Genomic DNA, 24,725 nt, shown 5'->3' with positions numbered 1-24,725 from the left:
ATTTTCATTGAATCATTGACCTTATTTTACTATTTTAAAAGATTATTAAATTTTAAGGAGTGATGTATGCTTAGATTTAATTTTAAGTTTTTCGCGCTGGCGCTTTTGACTTTGATGGTATTGATTTCCTGCAAACAAGAGGCGCGTCAGCCCAAAAATATTATCGTTTTTATTGCCGATGGCTGCGGTTTTAACCAGGTGGCGGCGGGCGAATACTATCAATTTGGAGAAAAGGGCAAAGCGGTTTATCAAAGTTTTCCGATAAAATTTGCTATAAGTACCTTTCCGGTGGATGGTCTGTACGAACCGCAAAAGGCGTGGAAAAGCTTTGCCTACGTTTTGCAAAAACCCACTGATTCGGCGGCTTCGGCAACGGCTCTGGCCACGGGCGTTAAAACCAAAAATGGCATTCTGGGAATGGACTCTACCTTTACGCCCTTACAGAATATTGTGGAAGTGGTAGAGCAAGCGGGCAAGGCAACTGGCGTCGTAACTACCGTGCCGTTCAATCATGCCACGCCGGCCGGATTTGTAGCGCACAATGAGAGCAGAAAAAATTACCATCAGATTGCCCGTGAAATGATCTTTAAATCTACCATTGATCTCATAATGGGCGCCGGACATCCGGAATATGATGACAATGCACAAAAACTGCAGGAACCGGTATTCAAATTTATTTCGGATTCTGCATTCCAGGAGCTTAAACAAGGCAAGATAGGCAATGATGCCGATGGGGATGGCGCCGTCGAATACTGGACGTTTATTGAAGACAGCGCCGACTTTGCCGGACTGGTGAGCGGTCAAACGCCCGAACGAGTGTTTGGCCTGGCCAAAGTGATCTCGACCTTACAGTTCAACAGAGCCGGAGACAAAAGCGCCGACGCCTTTACCGTACCTTTTAATAAGGGCCTGCCCGATTTAAGAACGATGACGCAAGCCGCCATTAACGTGCTGGATGACGATCCAGACGGTTTCTTTTTGATGGTTGAAGGCGGCGCCATTGACTGGGCAGGACACGCAAACGCCCCCGGTCGCCTGATTGAAGAGAAACTGGACTTCGATAAGGCTGTGCAGGCCGCCATTGAATGGGTGGAAAAAAACAGCAACTGGGACGAAACGCTGATCATTGTCACCGGAGACCACGAAACCGGCTACTTAACCGGCCCCGGCGCAAAAACAGAGTACGACGGCTCGACTGCTTTCAGCGTCGAAGAGGTGTGGCCGGCGCTAAAAAACAATGGTAAAGGCAAAATGCCCGACATGGAGTTTCATAGCCATGGCCATACCAATTCATTGATCCCCTTCTTCGCAAAAGGGCAGGGTAGCGGCCTGTTTGAAGGTGAAGTCGATGGAACGGATCCTGTGCGCGGCAAGTTTATCGATAACAGCGATGTCGGAAAAGTATTAAAAAGTTTTTTCAATAAATGAAAGGAGGAGAAAATGGCCGATCAGGAATTATTGACAGCCGGTAAAATAGCCAAAGAGTTTGGCCTGCCTCAAAAGAAAATAAAAGAGATCATTAAAAAGTTAAATCTGGAGCCGGACGTAAAAAAAGGCAACTGCAGTTACTACTACCGCGAAACGGCCGAAAAGATTAAAGCCGAAGCTGAAAAAGAATGATAGCGAGCTCCATAATTTGAATCACATGGCCGTAAAAGGATGATTTTACCGTCCCTTTACGGCTTTTTTTATCTTTTGGCGCTCAAACGCTTTTTCATTCCCATTTTTTACCATTTGACCGCAGCGTAGTGGGTAAAATAATTTTGAACTGCCGGTTGCATGCAATAGTTAAATTTTCGAAATTAGATATTCTTTAAGATTTCGCGGAGAACTTCATGTTAAAAAAACTGCTGTTTTTATTTTTGCTGCCCACCCTGATATGGGCGCAAAATGATTTTTACAGATTTTTCAGAGACAGCACCTTGCGCATTGATTATTACCACATCGGCGACGATGACGAAGAATGGATTACCATCGACCATTATTACCTGCTCCGCCAGTGGGCGGGTTCTGTTTCAAAGTTGATCGATCCCTTTGACAATGGCAAATATTACGTTAAAGTTTTTGATGCGCAGACCCACCGATTGATTTTTTCAAGGGGCTTTAATTCCTATTTTGGCGAATACCAGACTACGGAAATGGCAAAAAAGGGCCTCAAGCGTACATATCATGAAACGGCGTTGATTCCCTTTCCCAGAGCGTCGGTTATTTTCCGTATTTACGCCAGAGATCGACAGAATCATTTAAACCTCATCTTTGAGCGCACAATAGATGTGCAAAATCTTCAAATCAACGAGGAAAATCGAGCGACCGGCGCATCGGTAATTACGGCTCATTATTCCGGTGCGGCTCATAACAATGTGGATGTTGTTTTTCTGGCGGAAGGGTACACCCTGCAGGATAGCGCCAAATTCCGGAAGGACCTGTCCCATTACGCCACTGTTTTGTTAAATAAAGAACCATTTAAAACCTATCGGGATAAATTTAATATCTACGGCGTATTTAAGCCCTCTGTCGAAGCGGGCTGCGATGAACCTACGCACCAACAATTCCGCAGTACGGTTTTAAACTGCACATTTAATTCGATGGGTTCCTATCGTTACTTGTTAACCGAAGACAACCGCGCCATGCATGATTTGGCTTCGGCTGTACCTTACGACGCCGTCATCATCATGGTCAACCACGCTCGTTACGGCGGCGGCGGAATCTACAACTTTTACATGGATTTTACCACCGATAATCCGTACAGTGAAAATGTATTTATTCACGAATTCGGTCATTCTTTCGGTGGACTGGCCGATGAATATTACACTGCCGCCACGGCTTTCGATGAATTTTATCCGCCGGGTGTGGAGCCCACCGAGCCCAATATCACACGCCTGTTCAATCCACAAAGGCTCAAGTGGAGAAATCTGGTTCAGGCAGATACGCCCATCCCCACGCCATGGCAGAAAGAGACCTTTGATCAACTGCAGATCGACTATCAAAAAAAACGACAGGAATTAAATCGCCAGATGGCTGAATTGAGTCAGGCGCAGGCCGGTTCGGCAGCCCTGGCCAGAGTGCAAAAAGAGGCGACAGAGCTGGCGCACAAATTCAATGCTATGGCCGATAAAATTTTGCATGAAGACAGGTATGCCGGAAAGGTGGGCGCTTTTGAGGGCGCCGGTTATGTGTCTGAAGGCATGTACCGCCCCATGCTGGACTGTGTGATGTTCAGAAACGGCGATAAACCTTTTTGCCAGGTGTGCGCTCAGCGCCTTATGAAAGTAATAAAGTTTTTTAGCGATTAATAAAAAATAAAGCGGAGACATTCGATGTCAAGAATTTATGATGTTGTTGTGGTTGGCGGCGGGCCGGCGGGCTCTGCAGCCGCTTTGTTTTGTGTGCGTCACGGGCTCGAAGTCTGCGTTATTGAAAAAGCGCAATTCCCGCGCGATAAAATCTGCGGAGACGCCATCTCAGGTAAATCCATGACCATGCTTAAGGAACTGGAGCTATTAGACGAGGTGACCACTTTACCCTCGGCTCGCATTAACGCCATTACGTTTGGCAATCCCGATCACAATACGGTAACCATCCCCTTATTGGGCGATAAACGGCGCGGCATTCCGCCTGGTCTGGTTATTAAGCGGCTATTGTTTGATGAATTTCTATTCAACAAAGTCAGAAAATCAGCGGCCAGTGTTTATGAAGGCTATCAGGTAAACCGCCTGATTTTTGATGGCGACCGTGTAATTGGCGTGGAAACGCGCGGAACAGAACATGTGAACTCCATCAGCGTCCTGGGTAAGGTTATTATCGGGGCCGATGGTTTTAATTCTATTGTGGCGCGACACACTGGCCTTTATGAGCACGATCCGGAACACTGGGTGGTAGCCCTTCGTCAATATTACAAAAACGTAAAAGGTTTGAATGATACCATTGAACTGCATTACATCGACGAAGTTCAACCAGGCTATTTATGGCTGTTTCCGGCCGGCGACAATGTGGCCAATATTGGCATAGGAATGCTGCACAAAAGTATGAAAAAACGCAATGTTAATTTGAGCGAAGCGATGCAGAAGGCCATTAACAGTCCCTTTTTTGCCGACCGTTTTGCCGAAGCCGAGCCGCTGGAAAAACCGATGGGATGGAATTTGCCGGTCGCCAGCAAACATCGTAAAAATTATGGCCATGGATTTTTGTTGCTGGGCGACGCCGCTGGTTTAATCGATCCCTTTACTGGCGAAGGAATTGGCAATGCGCTCTTTTCGGCTAAAATCGCAGCCGAAACCGTCGCCGAGGCGGTTAAACAAAACGACTTTACCGAAGAGTTTTTAAAACGCTACGATCAGAAGCTCTGGCAGGCGCTGGGAGATGAGTTGCAGGTCAGCGCCAAATTGCAACGCATTGGCCGAATAAGCCCCCTGCTCAATTTTGTGATCAAAAAAGCAGCCCGCAGCAACCATGTGCGCGAAATTATCAGCGGCATGATGGCCAATCAGATTCCTAAAACAGAATTTGCCAATCCTTTATTTTATTTAAAATTGTTTTTTAGTAATTAAAATAGATCATTAAAAAGGAGTAAAGGAACAAGCCATGAAACGAATCTTGTTAGTTTTGCTAACGTTGGTCTTTTTAGGCGCTATAGCCTGCCAGAAAAAAGAAGAAAACAAAACGGAGATGGTAAAGTTGAAGAGGATGATTGCACAATTTGCCCCGACGGAAATTAAATATGACCATTCTTTGCTCGATGAACGTAAGCAAAAAGTGGTGGAAAACTTATACCGGGCTGCAAAAATCATGGACGAGATTTTTCTCGATCAGGTGTATTCCAAAAATTTTGAAATTCGTGAACAATTAAGGGCCTCCAGCGATCCGCTCGATCAATTGCGCCTGGAATATTTTACCATCATGTTCGGACCGTTTGATCGATTGAACCATGATAAACCATTTATTGGCAACACGCCTAAACCCAAAGGCGCAAACTTTTACCCGCCGGACATGACGCGCGAAGAATTCGAAAACTGGCTGAAGGCTCATCCTGAAGATGAAGCGGCGTTTACTTCTGAGTTCACGGTCATTCGCCGTCAGGATGGTAAGCTGGTCGCCATTCCTTACTCCGAATACTACAAAGAATATTTAACCAGAGCCGCTGATTATCTGAAAAAAGCGGCGGAATTTGCCGATAATCCTTCGTTAAAAAAATATCTTCAGTTGCGCGCCGAAGCCTTTTTGAATAATGATTATTACGAAAGCGACCTGGCCTGGATGGATCTGAATGATCACACCATCGAAGTCGTCATCGGGCCTTATGAGGTTTACGAAGACAAATTATTTAATTACAAGGCTGCCTTCGAAGCCTTTATCACTTTACGCGACCCGGTTGAAAGCGCAAAGCTAAAAAAATTTGTCGGCTATCTGGATGAAATGGAAAAGAATCTTCCCATTCCGGACGCCTACAAAAACTTTAACCGCGGTTCCGAGTCGCCCATGGTCGTGGTGCAGGAGGTCTTTTCTGCCGGAGATACCAAAGCCGGGGTGCAAACGCTGGCTTTCAATCTGCCAAACGATGAACGCGTCCGCGAAGCTAAAGGCTCCAAAAAGGTAATGCTTAAAAATATTCACGAGGCCAAGTTCGACAAATTATTAAAACCCATCGCCGAAAAGGTCCTTTTTGCCGAGCAGCTGCCGCTGGTAACCTTCGAAGGATTTTTTAACCACACTCTGATGCACGAAATCTCCCACGGCCTGGGACCGGGTAAAATTGTCCTCAATGGCCGCCAGACTGAGGTTAAAAAAGAACTGAAAGAAACCTATTCCAGCATTGAAGAATGTAAGGCCGATGTTCTGGGCATGTACAATAATCTGTTTATGATCGAAAAAGGCGTTTATCCGCCTGAATTTGAAAAACAGATTTACGTCACTTTTCTGGCCGGTATTTTTCGCACCATTCGCTTTGGCATTAACGAAGCGCATGGCGCAGGCAACGCGGTTATCTTCAATTATCTTCTGGAAAAGGGCGCCTATCAGTTTGATCCGGCGGCGCACAGGGTAAAAGTCAATTTTGAAAAAATTAAAGACGGCGTGCGTGACCTGGCCAATAAAGTGCTGACCATTCAGGCGCAGGGCGATTACATGGCCGCTAAAAATTTGCTGGAAACTTACGCCGTAGAATCCGAACCAATCATGATCATGCGCGCCCGGCTGCAGGAGTTGCCGGTTGATATTAAACCGATCTTTCAAATTGAAAAGGAACTGGGAAATAGCAATTAAACATGCAGGATTTCAATAAGCAAGACTGGGTTGTTCTGAATAACCGGAACAACCTGGATCCTGCTGTAAACCTGGCCATCGAAGAATATGCCGTGCGCCATTTAGCCGGTGATCGTTCCTATTTTTTGGTTTACCGCAACCGACCTTCGGTCATTGTCGGAAAACATCAAAGCGTGCTTCTGGAAGTGAACTTGCCCTACTGCTGGGAAAACAAAATTCCCATCTTCCGCAGAATTTCCGGCGGAGGGGCGGTTTATCACGATCCGGGCAATTTAAATTTAAGCTTTATTACGCAGTACACTTTAAAAAATTTCAACCAATATCGTACATTTTTACAACCAGTGGTGGAATATTTCAATACGCATGGTTTGCGTATTGAAATAGATGAACGCAACAATTTACGTTTGAACTCAAAAAAGATTTCTGGAAACGCGCAATTTACCAGCCGTGATCGCATGCTGAGCCACGGAACGCTTTTGATCAGCAGCAATCTGCAGCATTTAAAGCGCGCCTTAAAAAAACCTGAAGCGGAACGCTGCGTGGTTCAAACGCGGGCCACCGCATCCATTAAAAGCGCGGTAACCAATATCGCCGAAGAAACGGTTCTAAATTTTGATGTGGAGTTTGTCGCGAGGCAATTAAAACAAATCTTTGGCGGGCCGCATTTTGAAATCTACGATTTTTCGGAGAATGAGTGGGCAGAAATAAAAAGGCTGGCAAGGCAAAAGTACATGACATGGCAATGGAATATTGCCGAGTCTCCACCTGTGTCGATTGAGAAAACGGTAAATGTTGACGGCCGTCAAGTTTTTTTTAAGTACAGAGTAGAAAACGGAATATTCCGCAGCGTAGAGATCGTTAATGCAGACTGGCGGTTTCTGGCGCAAGAGTTTGAAGCTCAACGGTTGGACGAACAATTATGGATCCGACTAAAAAAGCTTTTAGGCGCACTGCCTGAAGAAAAAAGGGCAGAAATGAAATATTTATTAGAACGATGGTTTTAACAAAAGAGGAATGAATTATGGGCAAAATTATATTAGAAGTGGGCGGCATGACCTGCCAGCACTGCGTACATGCCGTTACAATGGCTATCGAGTCGGTTGACGGCGCCGAAGATATCGAAGTTGACCTGCAGAGCGGTAAGGCCGAATTTTATTTAGAAGACGAAGACAGCCTTGAACACGTAAAAGAAGCCATCCGCAGCGCCGGCTACACTGTTTGATTTAAGGACGATCATCGAAGACCACCATTTTGGTGTCTTCGATGTATTTTTGAATTTTAATGGAACTCGGATTGCGAAATTTTTCCAGAATCATCTTTATCTTCATAATCGCTTTTTCCATTCTCTCCATATATTCCATCTCTTTGGGGCTGAGCGCCTTCGAACTGAGTGATTCTTTTAGTAAAAACAAATTGCCGCTGAGTACGGTCAGAGGCTGATTGATTTCATGATTTGCCGTAACGGCCATGGCCAGAATGGCGCTTTGTCTTTCCAGCTTAATCAGTTTTTGATGCGTATTTTTAAGATCAAGATGCGTCCGAATGCGGGCCAATAGCTCTGTTCGATTAAAAGGGCGAGTCACATAATCGGCCGCGCCCAGTTCAAAGGCTCGTTTGATCCCTTCTTCGTCGTTACGTGAAGTCAGAAAAATAATGGGGATAAAACGCGTTTGATCCGAGGCCTTTAATTGTTCGCAAACCTGAAATCCATCCATCTCCGGCATCATAATATCCAGCAGTATCAAATCCGGTTTTATTTCAAGGGTTTTTTTGAAGGCCGTTGTGCTGTCCAGCGTAGAAAAGACCTCATAGCCTTCTTTCCCCAAAATGGAATTGATTAAATTGATGTTCATCTTGTTGTCGTCGATGATAAATATTCTGTCTGCCGACATTTTTTTTCCCTCAAAATAAAGATTAAACTCGTATTTTACCCTGATCATTATTTCGTACTTAATCGAACTTAGTTTAGTTAAATTTTATTACACTTGATTTTAATCACAGGAAATTCTAATATTACAAAAAAACAGGAGACCAATGGCCGATATTTTTTATAAACTTGGAAAACGCGTGGGAAAGTCGCTGGCTAAAGGCAGGTATTTGTACAACTCAGCCTTTGCCCCCAAAACAGAAGCCTTAAAAGCCGAATACCGCCTGGGCAGCATTCTGGCCCGCGAAATAGAAGCGCAAAACACCGTGTTCGATTCTCCCTATCACCAGCTTTTGCTGGAGTCGCTGCTTAAGCAATTAAAGACGCGCGTAAAAAACAAAGAACGCTATTTTTACATCAAAATTCTGGAAAGCGATGATTTGAATGCATTTGCCCTGCCCGGCGGCTTTATCTTTTTAACCTCGGCGCTTGTGCAAAATATTGAACGGGATAAAGACGAACTGGCCTTTGTCCTGTCGCACGAGATGGTGCACATTATTGCCCGTCATCCTTTTAAAAAGATGGTTACAAACTATTCCATGGAGGCGTTGAGTAAAGTTTTTAGAAGCGGTTCGATTGCTGCGGTTTATGGACGCGACATGATTAAAAAATTGATCAACAGTCAGTACTCGCAGAGCAACGAATATTATGCCGATGAATACGGAGCGCGTTTGATGTACAGCGCCGGTTTTGATCCGGCAGGCGCCATTCAACTACTGCAGCGGTTTAAGAGATGGAAAGGCAATGGAGATCGTTTTAACTATTTTGCCAGCCATCCGTCCATTGATGAGCGCATCTTGCATTTAAAAAAATTAATCAAGCTGAAATAAAAGATTTAAGTTTGAAGTTATGAGGAATTAAATGAAAAAGATCATCACAGAACGCCAGGTTGCGGAGGCAGCCAAACGCAGCAACAAACTTTACATCGACCGGCAAACCATCATTACGCCTCTGGCAAGAGACAGAGCCAGGGAGCTGGGCGTTCAATTTCTGGCAAGTCCTGAAAAAGTTGACCGAACGGCGGCGCAGCGCCTGATAGAAGAAACTCTGCCGGAAAAAATTGTCATCGGCGCGGATCATGGCGGCTATTATTTAAAAGAAGCGTTGAAAGATTTTTTAAAAGAAAAAAAATATCAGGTTTATGATGTGGGAACACAGAGCCCGGAGGCTTGCGACTATCCGGATTATGCCCTTAAAGTGGCCGAGGCGGTGGCCTCCGGAAAGGCGGATCGCGGGATCATGATCGACAGCGTGGGCATCGGTTCGGCCATGGCTGCCAATCGGGTGCCCGGCGTTCTGGCCGCAAAATGTAATAATGTGGTAGAAGCCAAAAGCGCGCGCGAACACAATTACGCCAATGTGCTCACTCTGGGCGCTAAAATAATCGGGGAGAATATGGCCAGAGAAATTGTCGCTGCTTTTTTAACCACCTCCGGAGGTGCGGAACGTCATAAAAAACGTGTGCAAAAAATTTTAAATTACAAACCTTAAATTAGATGTCAGGAGTCGTATTTTATGGAATATCGTTTTTTAGGTAAATCAGGTTTAAAGGTTTCGGCCCTTTCGTTTGGCGCATGGGTTACTTTTGGAGAACAGGTTGATGAAAAGATAGCCTACCAATGCATGAAAGAAGCCTACGATGCTGGCGTAAATTTTTTCGACAATGCAGAAGTTTACGCCCAGGGACAGGCAGAGATCATGATGGGCAATATTCTGAAAAAAACCGGCTGGAAGCGCAGCGATCTGGTGCTTTCCACCAAGATTTTTTGGGGCGGTTCCGGGCCCAACGATTGCGGACTTTCACGCAAACACATTTTTGAAGGGACAAACGCCGCTTTAAAGCGCTTGCAGGTAGATTATGTGGATTTGATTTTTTGCCACCGGCCCGATCTTTACACGCCCATTGAAGAAACCGTGTGGGCCATGAACCTGATCATTCAGCAGGGCAAAGCGTTGTACTGGGGCACGAGCGAGTGGTCAGCCGAACAAATTCGCCATGCACATGAATTTGCCCTGCGCGAGCACCTCATTCCTCCCACCATGGAACAGCCCGAATACAACATGTTTAATCGGGAAAAGGTCGAAAAAGAGTTTTTGAATTTGTACCGGGACATTGGACTGGGCACAACGACCTGGAGTCCTTTGGCCAGCGGCATTTTGACAGGAAAATACAATAACGGAATTCCCGAAGGATCGCGTCTTTCGTTAAAAGGTTATCAGTGGCTGCGCAGCCGTTTGGAATCTGAAGAAGGCAGGAAAAAGCTCGAAAAGACCAGACAGCTGACCAGAATAGCCGATGAGCTGGGCGTTACCATGGCCCAGATGGCCATAGCCTGGTGCTTGAAAAATCCGAATGTAAGCACGGTGATTACCGGCGCCTCCAATCCGTCTCAGGTGCGCCAGAATATGGAAGCTTTGAAGGCGCTTGCCCTTTTAAACGATGAGGTGATGGAAAAAATCGAATCGATTCTGCAAAACAAGCCTCGACCTCCGATGGATTTGAGGAATCTTTAATGGCCATGGCGTTTAAAAAGATTGCCCTGGTAACCGGGGCCAATCGGGGAATCGGCTTTGAAATTGTTAGACAACTGGCCATTCGAGGTGTGCGTGTTTATCTGGCCGCCCGTAGTAAAGGAAAGGGGCTGGCCGCCGCAGAAAAATTGCGTTCCCAGGGGCTGGACGTTGAATTTATCGTTCTGGATGTGAGCAATCGCCAGAGCATTTTACAGGCCTTCAGGGAGTTCAGCGAAAAAGAAACTAAACTGGATATTTTAATTAATAACGCGGCTATTTTGATTGACCGCGGTTCGGTTTTAACCCTCGATCAGGAAACATTGCAAACGACTATGGTCACCAATGTTTACGGTCCTTTGCAAATGATCCAGACCTTTCACCCTCTTATTCCTAAAGGCGGGCGGATTATTAACATCTCTTCTGGCTCCGGTTCGCTGACGGAGATGAATGGCTACGCACCTGCTTACAGTATTTCAAAAACCACGCTCAACGCCCTAACCAGATTAGCCTCCATCGAGCTAAACGAAAGGGGAGTGGCCGTTAACTCCATGTGTCCGGGATGGGTACGTACAGATATGGGAGGAGAAATGGCTCCCCGCAGTATTGAGCAGGGCGCCGATACCGCCGTCTGGCTGGCATTGGACGCCCCCTCCCATCTGACCGGCAGATTTTTTAGAGATCGGGCAGAAATCCCCTGGTAATTTGAAACAATCTAAAAAAACTTACGTACAGGGAATTTCAATAGCTATTAATCAACTACAGGAGGAATTATGCCTATTTTTCGTTATCTTTTATTAATATTATTTTTAACTTTTTCGTTAGCCTTTAGTAAAAATGACGACGACCTAAAAGCTCTGGCAAAGCAAATTGACATACCATTTCAAAAATTTGTATTAAAAAACGGTTTAACGCTGATCGTTCATGAAGATCATAAAGCGCCGATTGTCGCCGTAAACGTATGGTATCATGTAGGTTCTAAAAACGAGAAGCCGGGAAAAACCGGATTCGCCCATTTATTCGAACATTTAATGTTTAACGGCTCGGAAAACTACAACGACGAATACTTCAAGCCTTTTGAGAAAGTGGGCGCCACGGGCATGAACGGCACCACCAATCGCGACCGCACCAACTATTTTGAAACGGTCCCGGTCAATGCGCTGGATATGGCCCTGTGGATGGAGTCGGATCGTATGGGACATTTAATCGGCGCCATTGATCAGGCCAAACTCGACGAGCAGCGGGGCGTTGTGCAAAACGAAAAGCGACAGGGAGAAAACCAGCCTTATGGAAAGGTGTGGACCTGGATTGTGCAAAATACCTATCCCAAAGGTCATCCCTATTCCTGGACCACCATCGGTTCCATGGAAGACCTCAATGCGGCCTCGCTGGAGGATGTGCACGAGTGGTTTAAAAATTATTACGGCGCGGCCAATGCCTATCTGGTCATTGCCGGCGATATTAATACGGACTCGGTCAGACAAAAAGTTGAACAATATTTTGGCGATGTGCCTCCGGGGCCGCCTGTAACCAAACACGATGTATGGGTGGCCAAAATGCAGGGAACACATCGTATGGTGGCCGAGGACCGCGTTCCGCAGGCGCGCATCTGGAAGGTGTGGAATATTCCGCAGTGGGGCAGTAAAGAAGCCGTTATGCTCGATCTGGCCTCTTCCGTGTTGGGCAGCGGCAAAAACTCAAGACTGTACAAACGCCTGGTTTACAAAGACCAGATAGCCACCGATGTTTCGGCCACTGTTTATCTGGGCGAAATAGGCGGCCAATTTATGATTTCTGCCGCCGCGCGGCCCGGCGTTGATCTGAAAAAAGTAGAAAAGGCCATTGACGAAGAGCTGCAAAAATTCTTGCAAAAGGGCCCATCCGAAAAAGAATTAAAACGCGTTAAGGTGCAGCATCTTTCCCGTTTTGTGAAAGGAATTGAGCAAATCGGAGGATTTAGAGGAAAGGCTAACATCCTTGCCAAAAACGAAGTATTTGGCGGCAGCCCGGATTACTTCAAAAAGACGGTAAACTGGGTGGTAAACGCCGCGCCGAAGGCCGTTCATGCAGCGACCAAAAAGTGGCTGAGCGACGGCGTGTTTATCCTGGAAGTACATCCTTTTCCTGAATACAGCACAACCGGTAAGGATGTGGATCGTTCAAAATTGCCAGAAACCGGAACCCCTCCGGAACCGAAATTTCCTGCCTATGAAAAAATTAAACTGGACAACGGACTGGAAATTTTCTACACCAAAAGAACTACCGTTCCGGTGGTCAATATGTCGCTGGTGATTGACGCCGGTTATGCCGCCGATCAATTTGCCTCGCCCGGTACAGCCAACATGACCCTGACCATGTTAGACGAAGGAACGCCTGATATGTCTTCGCTGGAAATCAGCGAAAAGCTGGATATGTTGGGCGCCAATCTAAGAGCCGGCTCCAATCTGGATGTTTCGTTCGTCAACTTAAATGTGCTTAAAACAACCCTGCCAGAAGCCATGCGCATTTATTCGGAGGTTATTTTACATCCCACTTTTCCGCAAAAAGAGCTGGAACGACTTAAAAAACAGATTATTGCTGGTATTAAGCGCGAGCAATCGCAACCGGTGCAAATGGCTCTACGAGTGTTGCCGCGTTATTTGTACGGGATCGGGCATGCCTATGGCAATCCGTTAACCGGCAGCGGCACCATCGAATCGGTAAAAAAGATGACGCGCGATGATCTGATTAAATTTCATAAAACCTGGTTTAAGTCAAATAACGCCAAACTCATTGTAGTCGGTAATATTGAAAAAGACGAACTGGAAAAGCTGGTTAAAAAATATTTTGGAAAATGGAAGGCGGGAACTGTGCCACAGAAGAATATTTCGGATGTGGCTTTAAAGCCTGCGCAAATTTTATTGATTGACAAACCGGCTTCGGAGCAATCTTTGATAATAGCCGGCCAGATTCTGCCTCCAAAAAGCGATCCGGATAACCTGGCCATTGAAATGATGAATAAAGTGCTGGGCGGAACGTTTACTTCACGTTTGAATATGAATCTGAGAGAAGAAAAACACTGGTCGTATGGCGCCCGCACTATCGTCAGCGATGCCCGCGGTCCCTCGCTCTTTTTTGCCTACGCTCCCGTGCAAATCGATAAAACCAAAGAATCGATTCAGGAAATGTTAAAAGAAATAAACGGTATGCGCAGCGAAAAACCGGTTACGCCTGAAGAACTGGAAAAGGTGAAGAATAATGAGATACTGAAACTGCCCGGAACCTGGGAAACCGGCGCCGCCGTTTTACACAGCATTCAGGAAATCGTAACCTTTGGTTTGCCCGAAGACTTCTGGAGTCAGTATCCTAACCTGATTCGCAGCTTGAGTCTGGAGCAGGTGCAAAATGCCGCTAAAAAGGCTTTGCATCCCGATCATTTGATCTGGGTGGTGGTCGGAGATCGTACAAAGATCGAAGAACCCATAAAGCAACTTGGAGTCGCCGAGGTGAAGGTTATTGACGTGGAAGGAAACGTAATAGAATAACCGTGGCGGAATTCTGACGCCTTTGAGCATTGTTTTAACAGGCCTCCTGAAGCTATAATACCTTCGGGAGGCTTTTTTGTTTACCATAAAAGCCGAACCAGCACGGCGGGGACCGCGGCAACCAGTAGGCTCAAAAATGAGCCGATTAAAAAGTATTCGGCAAAGGTGCGTTTGTTCAATTCGTTGAACCTGGCCAGCGATTTCAGGGCGACGATTAAGGCAATGGCGCCAATTTGATCGAAAATGATTAAAAAGTAGATAAAGGTTCGTTCCAGAATTCCGATCCATTTGCCGCGTTCGTATTCCTCTTTATCGGTTTCCTTGTTTTCCTCTGAAAAAGGCACGGTTCGTAAATTGTTTAATGCCATACGGATAATGATGGTCCCTTCTTTAATGGTCAAAATAAAGCCCAGCAAAACCAGCCAGAATCTTTCGGAAAGATAAGGAATAACCGCAAATTGAAAGTTCTTGCTCAAAGGAGCCAATTGTGGCTGCCCGATACAGGTTGCAAAGGGCAGCAATAGCGTAAATGCGTACCACAAGGCTCTTTGCCTTTCGGCTTTAGGAGTAATTAAAGAATCGAGGCAAAGAAAAATAATGTAGAGCAAAAAGTAAAAAAGGGACAGCGAAAGGGGAGTAATGAAAAGAACGAGCAAAAACCCCATCAAAAACCTGGCCCAAAAATTTTTTGCGTGGGGAGGCGTACCAAATAAAGACTGGCCCATTTCACGGAAAAAAAGGCGGCCCAGGAAAAAGAAGTTTAAAAAAATTAATTCGTCAGTCATTTTTATTTCCTTGCAAAAAAATGTTAAACTGCTTTTCCAGGTACTGCTCGCTTTCTAAAAGCAAGGCAAAGATCGGCTTGTTAATGTGTTGCGAAACCGCCGGTTGCGAAATATTCAAAATGTCCGCAATCTCTCTCTGCCGTTTTCCCTGCCTGTTCCAGACAAAAATCTGCAATTTTTCATTGGACCAGTTTTGCAAATTCAAATCGATCCAGCTTAACAAAAGTTTTAAGGCCGCGCTCTGATCCTTGTTGATGGAAGAGACGAGCGCATATTTTTTGCCCAGCTGGCGTGCCTCTTCGATGGCTGTGCGGGCGTTGTGAAAGGCGCTGCCGTCCATGCCGATGGCGGCGCGCGTATTTAGCGGCGTGTCGATCGATCCCAGTCCAAAACCAAAACGCATGTGCACGGGATGCATTTCTACTTCAAACTGATGGAGTATTAAAAACAGATTGGCAGTCGATTTTACAACAGCCTGAAATTCATCTCCAATGGTCAGCGTTGGAGGCGATAAAAAGAGGTGACCATGGCTTTTGGCCAGTTTTTCTATGGCCTGCGAGAATTTGCGCTGCACCTGCGCCCGGTCAGTGATGCGGCGCGATTGAATAATATCTCCGATAAAAACGAAATGGTTCTTCATAAGCTTTTCTTTTATAATAATGTTAATATAAGCATTACACTTATTACCTGTTAAATATAAGAAAAAAAGTAATGTTGTCAAGGGGTAAATAAAAATTTGCAATTTTCTTAAGCTCGTCGTAAAATTTATTATTGGTTTTTATCTTTCTGCAAAATGTAAACTTCAATGCCATTTCGCGGTCCCTTCCATGGATGGAGAAAGAAGATATTTTGTTTTGTTGAGGTTGTCAGGTTTTTACTCATGTAAAGACCAGATTCAATATGGCATGCACAGATGTGTGCATGTTGCAGAATTTTTTAACAACATTGTGAGAGGAGGGAATGATGACATTAGATCTTGCAGCCGCCCGGCAAATCATTAAAGAATACCGACGCGAGTTACACAATAAGCCCCATGTTGTGGCCACAGGCATCGGTTACAAGGTAGTCAACGGAAAGAAGACTGGCGAGCTGGCGGTTATTTGCTCCGTTGATACCAAGGTTTCTAAAAAATTTTTAACGCAGAATGATCTGATACCGCAATCGATTAATGGTCTGCCTACCGATGTGGTGCCCAGCGGGATTTTTTACGCCCAGTTTGATCACACCGCGCGTTATCGACCCGCTCCCGGCGGCGTAAGTATTGGTCATATTAATATTACTGCCGGTACGCTTGGCTGCCTTGTGCAAAGAGACGGAGAGGTGTACATTCTTTCCAACAATCATGTGTTGGCCAATAGCAACCAGGCGGAGATTGGCGATCCGATTTTACAACCCGGCCCTTATGACGGCGGGAGCCACCCACAGGATCATATTGCCAATTTGAGCGAGTTTGTCCCTATCCATTTCGAAGGGGAAAACGGCGGCGACAGTACATGTTCGATTGGTAATGCGGTGAGTAGTTTGCTTAACGGAATGGCCGCTCTTATCGGCAGTAAAACTCGCTTAAAGGCCGTTCGTCAGCAAGAGAGCCAGGCTACAGAAAATCTGGTGGATTGCGCCATAGCTAAGCCGCTTAATCCGGGTGACGTGGTTAATGAAATTGCCGAAATCGGCACCATTCAGGGCGTGGCCGAAGGCGAGCTGGGCATGAAGGTTCAAAAAAGCGGACGCACCACCGGTTGGACCACCGGCCAGATCGAACAGGTTGATGTGACGGTTTCCGTGAGTTATGGGGAAAACAAAACGGCCGTTTTTGTAGATCAGTTAATGACCGGCAATATGAGCGCCGGCGGAGACAGCGGTTCGGCGGTGTTAAATATGAACAGCGAAATTGTAGGATTGCTTTTTGCCGGGAGTAGTTCAAGCACCGTAATTAACAGAATTCAGAATGTTTTTGCCGCTTTAAACGTAGATATTATTCATATTTAAAAAATGGATCGTGAACAATTACAAACGATTAAGGCTATTAAACAAAAAGTTGAAAAAGAATGGCTGAAAATTCCGGGGGTGGTGGCAGTGGGAATTGGTAAAACAGCCCGCGGGAAAGCCGGAATCATCGTTTCGGTAAGAGAATTTTCAACAGAAGTTCAAACCATGATTCCGGCCGATATTAATGGCATTCCCGTGGAAATACGAATTAGCGGACCGATTCAGGCTCTGTAGGTTTATTTTCGCCCTTTCATTTTTTGTTTAAAAGGCGGTTGATGACTTCCCCGGTTTTTATCCCTGATATAAGGCATCCGCCCATGCGGAAAACCTTTATTACCTCTTCCGCCATTCTGGAAAAAATCGTTAATGCCGTCTCCGTCAAGGTCTCTGAATGCCGGTCGGTTTTTTTGCTTGTTATTCAACCAGTCCGGATCGAGACCGTTGGGAATGCCGTCGCCGTCATGATCGGGCGCGTTGTCATTGTAGCCATCACCGTCTTTATCAACAAAATTAACGTTCGGATGTTGCTTTTGAGTTTTGGTTGTATCGGCATCCTGCGCCCAAACAATTGAACTTGCTGCAAAAAAAATCAGTAACATTATGATAATAAATTTTATCCCTTTCATTATAAAAACCTCCTTTCGATACAAAAATATAAACAAATTTTATACCAAACAAAAAATTAACTTAGTAATTTATAAATTATGAATAGAAGTTTTAATTTAAGGCGGTTAAAAAATTCTGTTATAGCATGACGACTTCTTTTAGAAAACAATTAAGGATTTGATATTGAATAGTTTAAGGCTCGTAATTAATGTTGTTGGTAAATTACTTTTAGTTCATCAAAGCGAAAAAGAACCATAATTTTTTTTAACTCTTTACATTTATATTAAAAAAAGTATAAATTTTGACGATTAGATTTAAGAATAAAATAGTTGGACTCGACGCCTCAGTCGAGTGGTTAGTCTTGCAGGGCGATTTTTCAGGCAGGATTACTTTTTTAGGCAAGGAGTAAAAGGGCATGCTTTCGCAACAACAAAAGAATAATCTGTTTAAATATTTTATGATTTTGCTTTATCTTGTGACAGGGCTTTTTCTGCTTTATTTTTTATACACCGGTTGGGACTATTATCGATTACCACTGCAGGAAAAAATTCGTCATCCTCAATACCAAAACTTAAAACCAGGAGGCCGAATAAGTCATGGGCTTGGTATCATGGGATCATTAATGATGATATCACTATTGTTTTATTCCCTTCGAAAAAGAGTTAAAGCATTTAGAAGATGGGGCGCATTGAATCGCTGGTTGAATTTTCATATTTTTTTAGGAATTATGGGGCCGCTTTTTGTTATTTTACACACCACGTTTAAAGTAGATGGCCTGGTTGCCGTTAGTTTCTGGTCGATGATTGCCGTTGCCCTGTCTGGCGTATTCGGGAGGTTTATTTATGTTCAGATTCCGCGGAATATTGTGGGGATTGAATTAAGCAAAGACAAAGCCATGAATATTAATGAAAGATTGAAATCCAAAATACAATATGAATATCAGTTAGATGATCAGGAATTTGTTACTCTTGAGGAAGAAATTGGCGTCCATTTCACATCGGATTCGTTTTTTAAGGTATTTGTCTCCTTAGTCTTAATTGATCTCATTCTCTTTTTTAGACGCCCACGTATTTATAAGCGTGTGGAAGAAAAATTGAATATTTCGAGAGCAAGGATTAAAACATTAGTAAATTTGACGGTTCAACAAGCAAAGCTGGAGCAGCGAATTCACTTTTTAAATCAAATTCAACAGATTTTTCATTACTGGCACGTTATTCACAAGCCTTTTGCCATTTTAATGTATTTAATTATGATGATTCATGTAGGTATTGTAGTCTGGTTGGGATATACCTGGTTCTAAGCGGAATGGAGGGGTAATGTTTTTAAAATTTCAAATATTTGTATTTTCGTATTTATTATTTTTTTATTCTCTATCTTTCGCTCAGCTGTCTCCGGGTAAATTGCATCAAGTACATAAGAATCTGGAAGGCATTGAAAATTGTACCAAATGCCATGAAAGAGGGAAACAGTTGTCGGGCGATCGCTGTCTGGATTGCCACGAATTGTTGAAAGAAAGGATCGAGCAGGGAAAGGGACTGCATGCCAATGAAGAATTTAAAGAGTGCAAAAATTGCCACATTGAACATCATGGGAGAGATGCTGAATTAGTGTACTGGAAGGAAGGACAGGAAAATTTCGATCACAGTAAAACCGGCTATGTTCTGGAAGGCGCGCATGCCGCTTTAAAGTGTAGGGATTGCCATAACGAAAAATTTATTGTCAACAAAAAGGAATTATTGGATCAAAAAAAAGATTTGAACCGTACCTTTTTAGGTCTGGAGCAACGGTGTCTTTCGTGCCATATTGATGAACACCGGGGGCAATTGAACGAAAACTGTTTAGATTGTCATGTAATGAAAAGCTGGAAGCCTGTGCCCAAATTCGATCACAATAAAACGCGATATAAACTAACCGGGCGCCATAAAAAAGTAGAATGTCAGAAATGTCATAAGATTAAGGCAGATCGTCCGATTGGAAAAGACAGTGTGTATCTTGATTTCAAAGTAAAAAATTTTACCAGGTGTGTCGACTGCCATAAAGATCCTCATCAAAAGAAATTCGGACAAAAGTGCGAACAATGTCATACCACAAATGGCTGGAAAGAATACAACAAAAAGGCATTTAACCACGATCTTACCGCTTTTCCGCTACGGGGCAAACACCAGACGGTTGAATGTAAAGAGTGCCATAAAAGCTCAGAGACCTTGAAAATTGCGCGTTTCCAATCCTGCACAGATTGTCATCAGGACTATCATCAGGGACAGTTTGCAACGAGTCAATCTAAAGGCGCCTGCGAACATTGTCATACGGTTAATGGCTTTTCGCCATCCACCTTTAGCATGAAAGATCATCAAAGCACAAACTACCCTTTAAAGGGCGCGCATCAGGCTGTGCCCTGCATTTTGTGTCATAAAAAAATCAATCAGGGAACTCCTCAGGAAACCATGCAGTTCCGGTTTAAATCTACACGATGCATCGATTGTCATGAGGACCCGCATGACAATCAGTTAAATAAGTACTTAAAATTAACTTCAACCATAAATAACATGGATGGTTGTGAGCATTGCCATAGGGTTGAACGCTGGGATCTGGTTAGCTTTGATCATGCCATTACCAACTTTAAACTTGAGGGGCGCCATCAAAAAGTAGCTTGCAGAGAGTGCCATAAACCGGATGCGCGCGGCGTTTTTAAATTTGCAGGTGTGCCCGTTAAATGCGAAGACTGTCACGAAGACGTCCACCTTGGGCAATTCAAAACGGCATCCGGGGCCATTGAGTGTGAACGCTGCCATACTCCTCAAGACTGGATAGCGCGAAAGTTTGACCATAACCGGGACTCGAAATTTAAACTTTCTGGAGCGCATGCGAAAGTCCCCTGTAATGATTGCCACAAAATTGCGGTGCAGAACGCTAAAAGATTTGTTAAATACAAACCCATCCCGACTTCATGTAATGAGTGCCACGGAAAAGAGATCATTCAACCTGTTGAGGTAAACTGATGTATTGGATCGTTTTTATACTGTTGATGTTGACGGAGGCAACAGGGCAGCACCCGGCGGATTTTATTCATGGGCCAAATTTTAATTTGGACTGCAAACTTTGCCATACGACCAAAACCTGGAAGGTAGATCCTCAGCAAATCCTCTTTGATCACAATACGACCGGCTTCCGTTTGTTGGGAGCGCATCGTCAGGTTGAGTGTTTGAGCTGTCATAATTCCCTTGTTTTTTCTCACATCGGACATAATTGCATCGATTGCCACCAGGACGTGCATCAGGGCAGGCTGGGCGTTGATTGCGAACGTTGTCACTCGCCGGATAGCTGGGAGAATCGCTTTGAAGTGTTTGAAATCCATCAAAATACGCGCTTTCCGCTTTATGGAATCCACGCCGTTATTGATTGTCAATCCTGTCATGATCGGGAAGACAGGCAGGACTTTAAGCTAAAAAGCGTTGAGTGCCAGCAATGCCATATTCAAGATTTTTTAAAGACCATAAATCCCTCTCATCAAAAGGCTGGATTTTCCTTACAATGCGAAAATTGTCATTTAGTTAACGCGGCCTCATGGAAACAGGCCATTTATGAGCATAGTGAAACGTTTCCACTGGTTGGCGGACATAGCAATCTGGAATGCGTTGATTGCCACAATGATCGCTATCAGGGCGTTTCTGTCGAATGTTACGCCTGCCATCAGGATCAATATGAAAGTACAACCAACCCGAATCACATGCTTTTTGGCTTTCCCACCAATTGCCAGGAGTGTCATTCTCCCCAGATGTGGGAACGGAGCGACTTCGATCACCTATCTGCAAGCGGATTTGCTTTAGTTGGCGTGCACGCAAGATCGGAAGAAGTAAAATGCATCGATTGTCATGTCAATAACCAGCTTCGTGGTTTACCCCGCGATTGCTACGGATGTCATCAAAATGATTACAATCGTGCGCTCAATCCCAATCATGTAACGGGCAACTTTCCTCAGGATTGCTTAATCTGTCACAACCAGGAGGCCTGGTCGCCTTCCGACTTCGATCATAATCGGACGGCTTTTCCCCTGACTGGGGCCCATCAAACCGCTGCCTGTGAAGATTGTCATACGGACGGACAGTATTCCGGAATTGCAACCGATTGTTATTCCTGCCATCAGAATGATTTTAACCAGACAACCGATCCGGATCATCAGCAGAGCAATTTCAGCCATGATTGTACAAACTGTCATTCGACCACGTCCTGGACTCCGGCTACTTTCGATCATGCGCAAACGAACTTTCCATTGACCGGCGCTCATCAAAACGTGCAGTGCATTGATTGCCATGCAAGCGGGTATGAGAATACGCCCACCAGTTGCGTTTCATGCCACCAACAGGATTATGACGCCACAACCGATCCGAACCACCAGGCGGCCAATTTCCCGTTTACCTGTGAAGACTGCCATTCTACGACAGCCTGGCAGCCGGCAAACTGGGACCATGACGCCCAATATTTCCCGATTTATTCCGGGAGCCATCAGGGAGCATGGGATACCTGTTCCGATTGTCATGTGAACAGCGCCGATTATTCTCAATTTGAATGTATTACCTGTCACGAACACGAAAGAACAACAATGGATGCTAAACACAGTGAAGTAACTAATTATGTTTATGAAAGCCGGGCATGTTACGATTGCCATCCGCAAGGAAAGGAAGCAGGAGATTAAGCATGGGGCATCAATTCATTAATTTAATTTTGATATTTGTGTTTTTTGCAATACAAACTGCCGACGCAGGGGAAACGCCGCATAAAGTTTTGACTTTACCCTGTGAAAGTTGCCATGTAACGAAAAACTGGCAGGATATCTCGTTTGATCACACAACAACGGGCTATGAATTAAGCGGCGAGCATAAAAAAATTGCCTGTGTCTCCTGCCATAATCTGGCAGATTTTTCTCAGGTGCAGGCAAATTGTAACTCCTGTCATACAGATGTGCACCGAAACCGTTTATATCCGGACTGTGAAAGATGCCATATGACGCAGAGCTGGATTGTAATGGATGTTCAAAAAGCCCATGGCAACACATCCTTTCAGTTAATCGGTCGGCATGCCAATCTGGATTGTTGGACCTGTCACCGTGGGGAAGTAGAAGGCGAATGGCGAAGGTTGTCTTCCAATTGCATTGAATGTCATAAAAACGATTACTTAGCAGCCACAGATCCTGTGCACGACGACCTTGGGTTTGGCGTTTTATGTGAAGATTGTCATTCGTTGTTCTCATGGAAACCGGCGACATTTAAGAAACACGACGGTCAATATTTTCCCATATTTTCTGGTGAACATGCCGGACGATGGGAAAGTTGTACCACCTGCCATTACGATGCCGGCAATTATTCTACTTTCTCTTGTTTTTTGAATTGCCACGAACACAATCAGGCGGCAACCGACAGGGAACATGATGATGTGGCAGGCTATCGATATGACAGCAATGCCTGTTATGAATGTCATAGGAGCGGAAAGGGGGATGATTAATCATGACCCGAATCAAAATTTTTCTCATCTTGATTACAATTCTGGGTGTAATAACGGCGCAAGAGGTCGAGATTAAGACCTTTAAAATCAAATATATTTCTGCCAGCCACATTTATTTACAGGGCGGAGAAAAGGACGGTCTGGCAGTGGGGGATGAGCTAATCGTTTACAACGGCAGTGAAAAGATCGGACGAATTAAGATTGAATTTGTTTCGCGATACAGCGCATCGGCTTCCGTTCTGGAAAAGCAAAGGGATTTTAAAATTGGAGATATTGCAAAACTTGTAAAAGAAGAAAAGACCGCTGAAACTGCCATTTCAAGTCAAAAAACAGATTCTTTGATTAGCGAAAGGAAAATGCCGCCTTATCAAAGAAAACGCACCGCGCCCCGGGCTTTAAAAACAAAAATAGACGGATATGTTTCGGGTCAATATTACTATTTTAAGGATCTGGGAGCACGCAAACTCAATTTCAGTCAGCCGACCATGCGCCTGCGCCTGAAAATAAAGAACCTCTGGAATCGGCATTACAATTTTGAGTTAAGATTTCGTTCACGATATAATTTGCGCGACAAAAGTTTTAGCGCAAACGTACCCAAAAGCGAGTGGCAAAACCGCTTGTACGAATTCACCTTTGACTACAATGCTCCGGGCGCCTTTTTAACCTACAAACTGGGCAGAATTATATCCAATGCGTTTAGCGGGGTCGGGTACATTGACGGCGCGTTGGCTAATTTAAAATTAACCAATGACTTTTATTTTGGTCTTTTTGCCGGTACCCAACCAGACTGGCGAACTTCTAACTTCCAGACCGAAATTCAAAAATACGGAGGATACCTTAAATTTGAGCGAGGAAAATTCGGTTCAAAAAAAATTAACGTAACGCTGGCGGGCGTTGGTGAATACCACGGCGGCACCGTAAGCAGGGAGTTTATGTATTTTCAGGTATCCTACTACCATGGGCGGCGCTGGAATATCTATCACAATGTGGAAATAGATGTAAACCGATACTGGCGTAAAGAACGGGCAAAAGAGAGTTTAAGCTTAACCGGCTTTTATCTGAATGCCAACTATCGCATCACTTCCAGCATTAGCGCCTCTTTAAGTTATGACAATCGTAAGAATTACTATACTTACGAATTGAGAACGCTGGCCGATAGTTTATTTGATGATGCTTTCCGACATGGTTTGCGAGCGAATGTCTATTTTAAAATCTTTAAAGATTATCAGATATCTTTGAACTTTGGCCTCAGAGAAAAATCGACGGATGCCAATTTCTCCTACAGTTATGGTTTGAATGTTACTCGCAGGAATTTTTTCAGTAAGTATAATCGAATGAGTTTTAGATTTTCCGGGTTTGATAATATCTTTGCCACAGGTTTTAGCCCGAATGCCACTTTTTCCAGATATTTGCGCGGAGGGCATTATTTAACCTTTTCATACGGAAATTACTATTATCAAATTAAAAATATCAACGATAATAAATTAAACCACTGGATAAGGATTCTGGGGCAAATAGAACTGCCGGCCAGGTTTTATATCAATTCTACCTATGAATACGACTGGGGAAGCGATGTAAAAGGTCATCGCCTGTTATTTGAACTTGGCTATAGATTTTAAAGCAGGG

General features: G+C 44.5%; 23 protein-coding genes. 19 read left to right on the top strand and 4 right to left on the bottom strand.

The window, feature by feature from the left end:
• The first annotated feature begins 66 nt into the window (after window positions 1-66).
• The 7 genes from Cabys_RS10515 (at window position 67) to Cabys_RS10485 (ending at window position 7,480) form a co-directional block, all read left to right on the top strand.
• Window positions 67-1,428, top strand: coding sequence for an alkaline phosphatase (locus Cabys_RS10515; protein WP_006930386.1), 1,362 nt, complete (start codon window positions 67-69; stop codon window positions 1,426-1,428).
• 12 nt (window positions 1,429-1,440) lie between these two features.
• Complete coding sequence (locus Cabys_RS10510; protein WP_006930384.1) at window positions 1,441-1,620, top strand: hypothetical protein; 180 nt, start codon at window positions 1,441-1,443, stop codon at window positions 1,618-1,620.
• Window positions 1,621-1,835: 215 nt separating this feature from the next.
• On the top strand, window positions 1,836-3,293 hold the full coding sequence (locus tag Cabys_RS10505) for a M64 family metallopeptidase (RefSeq protein WP_006930383.1): 1,458 nt from the start codon (window positions 1,836-1,838) through the stop codon (window positions 3,291-3,293).
• Window positions 3,294-3,317: 24 nt separating this feature from the next.
• Window positions 3,318-4,547 carry an NAD(P)/FAD-dependent oxidoreductase gene (locus tag Cabys_RS10500; protein WP_006930382.1) on the top strand — a complete coding sequence of 410 codons (1,230 nt, stop codon included), beginning with the start codon at window positions 3,318-3,320 and terminating at the stop codon, window positions 4,545-4,547.
• Window positions 4,548-4,581: 34 nt separating this feature from the next.
• Window positions 4,582-6,258, top strand: a complete 1,677-nt coding sequence (locus Cabys_RS10495; protein ID WP_006930381.1) for a dipeptidyl-peptidase 3 family protein — start codon at window positions 4,582-4,584, stop codon at window positions 6,256-6,258.
• Window positions 6,259-6,260: 2 nt separating this feature from the next.
• A complete protein-coding gene (locus tag Cabys_RS10490) occupies window positions 6,261-7,262 on the top strand; it encodes a lipoate--protein ligase family protein (protein ID WP_006930380.1) in 1,002 nt (333 codons plus the stop codon).
• A gap of 17 nt (window positions 7,263-7,279) precedes the next feature.
• Window positions 7,280-7,480 carry a heavy-metal-associated domain-containing protein gene (locus tag Cabys_RS10485; protein ID WP_006930379.1) on the top strand — a complete coding sequence of 67 codons (201 nt, stop codon included), beginning with the start codon at window positions 7,280-7,282 and terminating at the stop codon, window positions 7,478-7,480.
• Between the two features lies 1 nt (window position 7,481).
• On the opposite strand, the gene Cabys_RS10480 is transcribed toward Cabys_RS10485, so the two are convergent.
• Window positions 7,482-8,150, bottom strand: a complete 669-nt coding sequence (locus Cabys_RS10480; RefSeq protein WP_006930378.1) for a response regulator — start codon at window positions 8,148-8,150, stop codon at window positions 7,482-7,484.
• Window positions 8,151-8,292: 142 nt separating this feature from the next.
• On the opposite strand from Cabys_RS10480, the gene Cabys_RS10475 reads away from it, so the two are divergent.
• From Cabys_RS10475 to Cabys_RS10455, 5 genes are all read left to right on the top strand, one after another.
• A complete protein-coding gene (locus Cabys_RS10475; protein ID WP_006930377.1) occupies window positions 8,293-9,015 on the top strand; it encodes a M48 family metallopeptidase in 723 nt (240 codons plus the stop codon).
• A gap of 31 nt (window positions 9,016-9,046) precedes the next feature.
• On the top strand, window positions 9,047-9,676 hold the full coding sequence (gene rpiB / locus Cabys_RS10470; protein WP_006930376.1) for a ribose 5-phosphate isomerase B: 630 nt from the start codon (window positions 9,047-9,049) through the stop codon (window positions 9,674-9,676).
• Window positions 9,677-9,700: 24 nt separating this feature from the next.
• Window positions 9,701-10,699, top strand: a complete 999-nt coding sequence (locus Cabys_RS10465; RefSeq protein ID WP_006930375.1) for a potassium channel beta subunit family protein — start codon at window positions 9,701-9,703, stop codon at window positions 10,697-10,699.
• On the top strand, window positions 10,699-11,400 hold the full coding sequence (locus Cabys_RS10460) for an SDR family oxidoreductase (RefSeq protein ID WP_006930374.1): 702 nt from the start codon (window positions 10,699-10,701) through the stop codon (window positions 11,398-11,400). The genes Cabys_RS10465 and Cabys_RS10460 overlap by 1 nt, the downstream gene beginning before the upstream one ends.
• A 69-nt stretch (window positions 11,401-11,469) precedes the next feature.
• Entirely contained in the window at window positions 11,470-14,220 is a 2,751-nt protein-coding gene (locus Cabys_RS10455) for a M16 family metallopeptidase (protein WP_006930373.1), read from the top strand.
• 80 nt (window positions 14,221-14,300) lie between these two features.
• Here Cabys_RS10455 and Cabys_RS10450 read toward each other — a convergent pair whose 3' ends face one another.
• Window positions 14,301-14,762: a hypothetical protein gene (locus Cabys_RS10450; protein WP_150109312.1), complete on the bottom strand. Its 462-nt coding sequence runs from the start codon at window positions 14,760-14,762 to the stop codon at window positions 14,301-14,303.
• Between the two features lie 235 nt (window positions 14,763-14,997).
• Entirely contained in the window at window positions 14,998-15,645 is a 648-nt protein-coding gene (locus Cabys_RS10445) for a SatD family protein (RefSeq protein ID WP_052304183.1), read from the bottom strand.
• A 320-nt stretch (window positions 15,646-15,965) separates the two neighbouring features.
• Here Cabys_RS10445 and Cabys_RS10440 point away from each other — a divergent pair, with 320 nt between their 5' ends.
• Together Cabys_RS10440 and Cabys_RS10435 are read left to right on the top strand one after the other, a co-directional pair.
• Window positions 15,966-16,994: a trypsin-like serine protease gene (locus tag Cabys_RS10440; RefSeq protein WP_217183965.1), complete on the top strand. Its 1,029-nt coding sequence runs from the start codon at window positions 15,966-15,968 to the stop codon at window positions 16,992-16,994.
• A 3-nt stretch (window positions 16,995-16,997) separates the two neighbouring features.
• Window positions 16,998-17,228 carry a hypothetical protein gene (locus tag Cabys_RS10435; RefSeq protein WP_006930364.1) on the top strand — a complete coding sequence of 77 codons (231 nt, stop codon included), beginning with the start codon at window positions 16,998-17,000 and terminating at the stop codon, window positions 17,226-17,228.
• Window positions 17,229-17,230: 2 nt separating this feature from the next.
• On the opposite strand, the gene Cabys_RS10430 is transcribed toward Cabys_RS10435, so the two are convergent.
• On the bottom strand, window positions 17,231-17,593 hold the full coding sequence (locus Cabys_RS10430) for a hypothetical protein (protein ID WP_150125331.1): 363 nt from the start codon (window positions 17,591-17,593) through the stop codon (window positions 17,231-17,233).
• 464 nt (window positions 17,594-18,057) lie between these two features.
• Here Cabys_RS10430 and Cabys_RS10425 point away from each other — a divergent pair, with 464 nt between their 5' ends.
• Genes Cabys_RS10425 through Cabys_RS10395 form a run of 5 tightly spaced genes read left to right on the top strand, consistent with a single transcriptional unit; the run spans window position 18,058 to window position 24,718 of the window.
• The gene (locus Cabys_RS10425; RefSeq protein ID WP_169833708.1) at window positions 18,058-18,900 is read left to right on the top strand and encodes a hypothetical protein; all 843 of its coding nucleotides are present in this window, start codon (window positions 18,058-18,060) and stop codon (window positions 18,898-18,900) included.
• Window positions 18,901-18,916: 16 nt separating this feature from the next.
• Window positions 18,917-20,599 (top strand): cytochrome c3 family protein, encoded by a 1,683-nt coding sequence (locus Cabys_RS10420; RefSeq protein WP_006930358.1) that lies wholly within the window; start codon window positions 18,917-18,919, stop codon window positions 20,597-20,599.
• Window positions 20,599-22,293, top strand: a complete 1,695-nt coding sequence (locus tag Cabys_RS19810) for a hypothetical protein (protein ID WP_006930357.1) — start codon at window positions 20,599-20,601, stop codon at window positions 22,291-22,293. Before Cabys_RS10420 ends, Cabys_RS19810 begins: the two co-directional genes overlap by 1 nt.
• A 2-nt stretch (window positions 22,294-22,295) precedes the next feature.
• Window positions 22,296-23,099: a hypothetical protein gene (locus tag Cabys_RS10400; RefSeq protein WP_006930356.1), complete on the top strand. Its 804-nt coding sequence runs from the start codon at window positions 22,296-22,298 to the stop codon at window positions 23,097-23,099.
• 2 nt (window positions 23,100-23,101) lie between these two features.
• Window positions 23,102-24,718, top strand: coding sequence for a TonB-dependent receptor (locus Cabys_RS10395; RefSeq protein WP_006930355.1), 1,617 nt, complete (start codon window positions 23,102-23,104; stop codon window positions 24,716-24,718).
• Window positions 24,719-24,725: the final 7 nt, after the last annotated feature.

The sequence above is a fragment of the Caldithrix abyssi DSM 13497 genome, assembly GCF_001886815.1.
Classification (GTDB): domain Bacteria; phylum Calditrichota; class Calditrichia; order Calditrichales; family Calditrichaceae; genus Caldithrix; species Caldithrix abyssi.
This window is presented reverse-complemented; position numbering and strand designations above follow the sequence as displayed.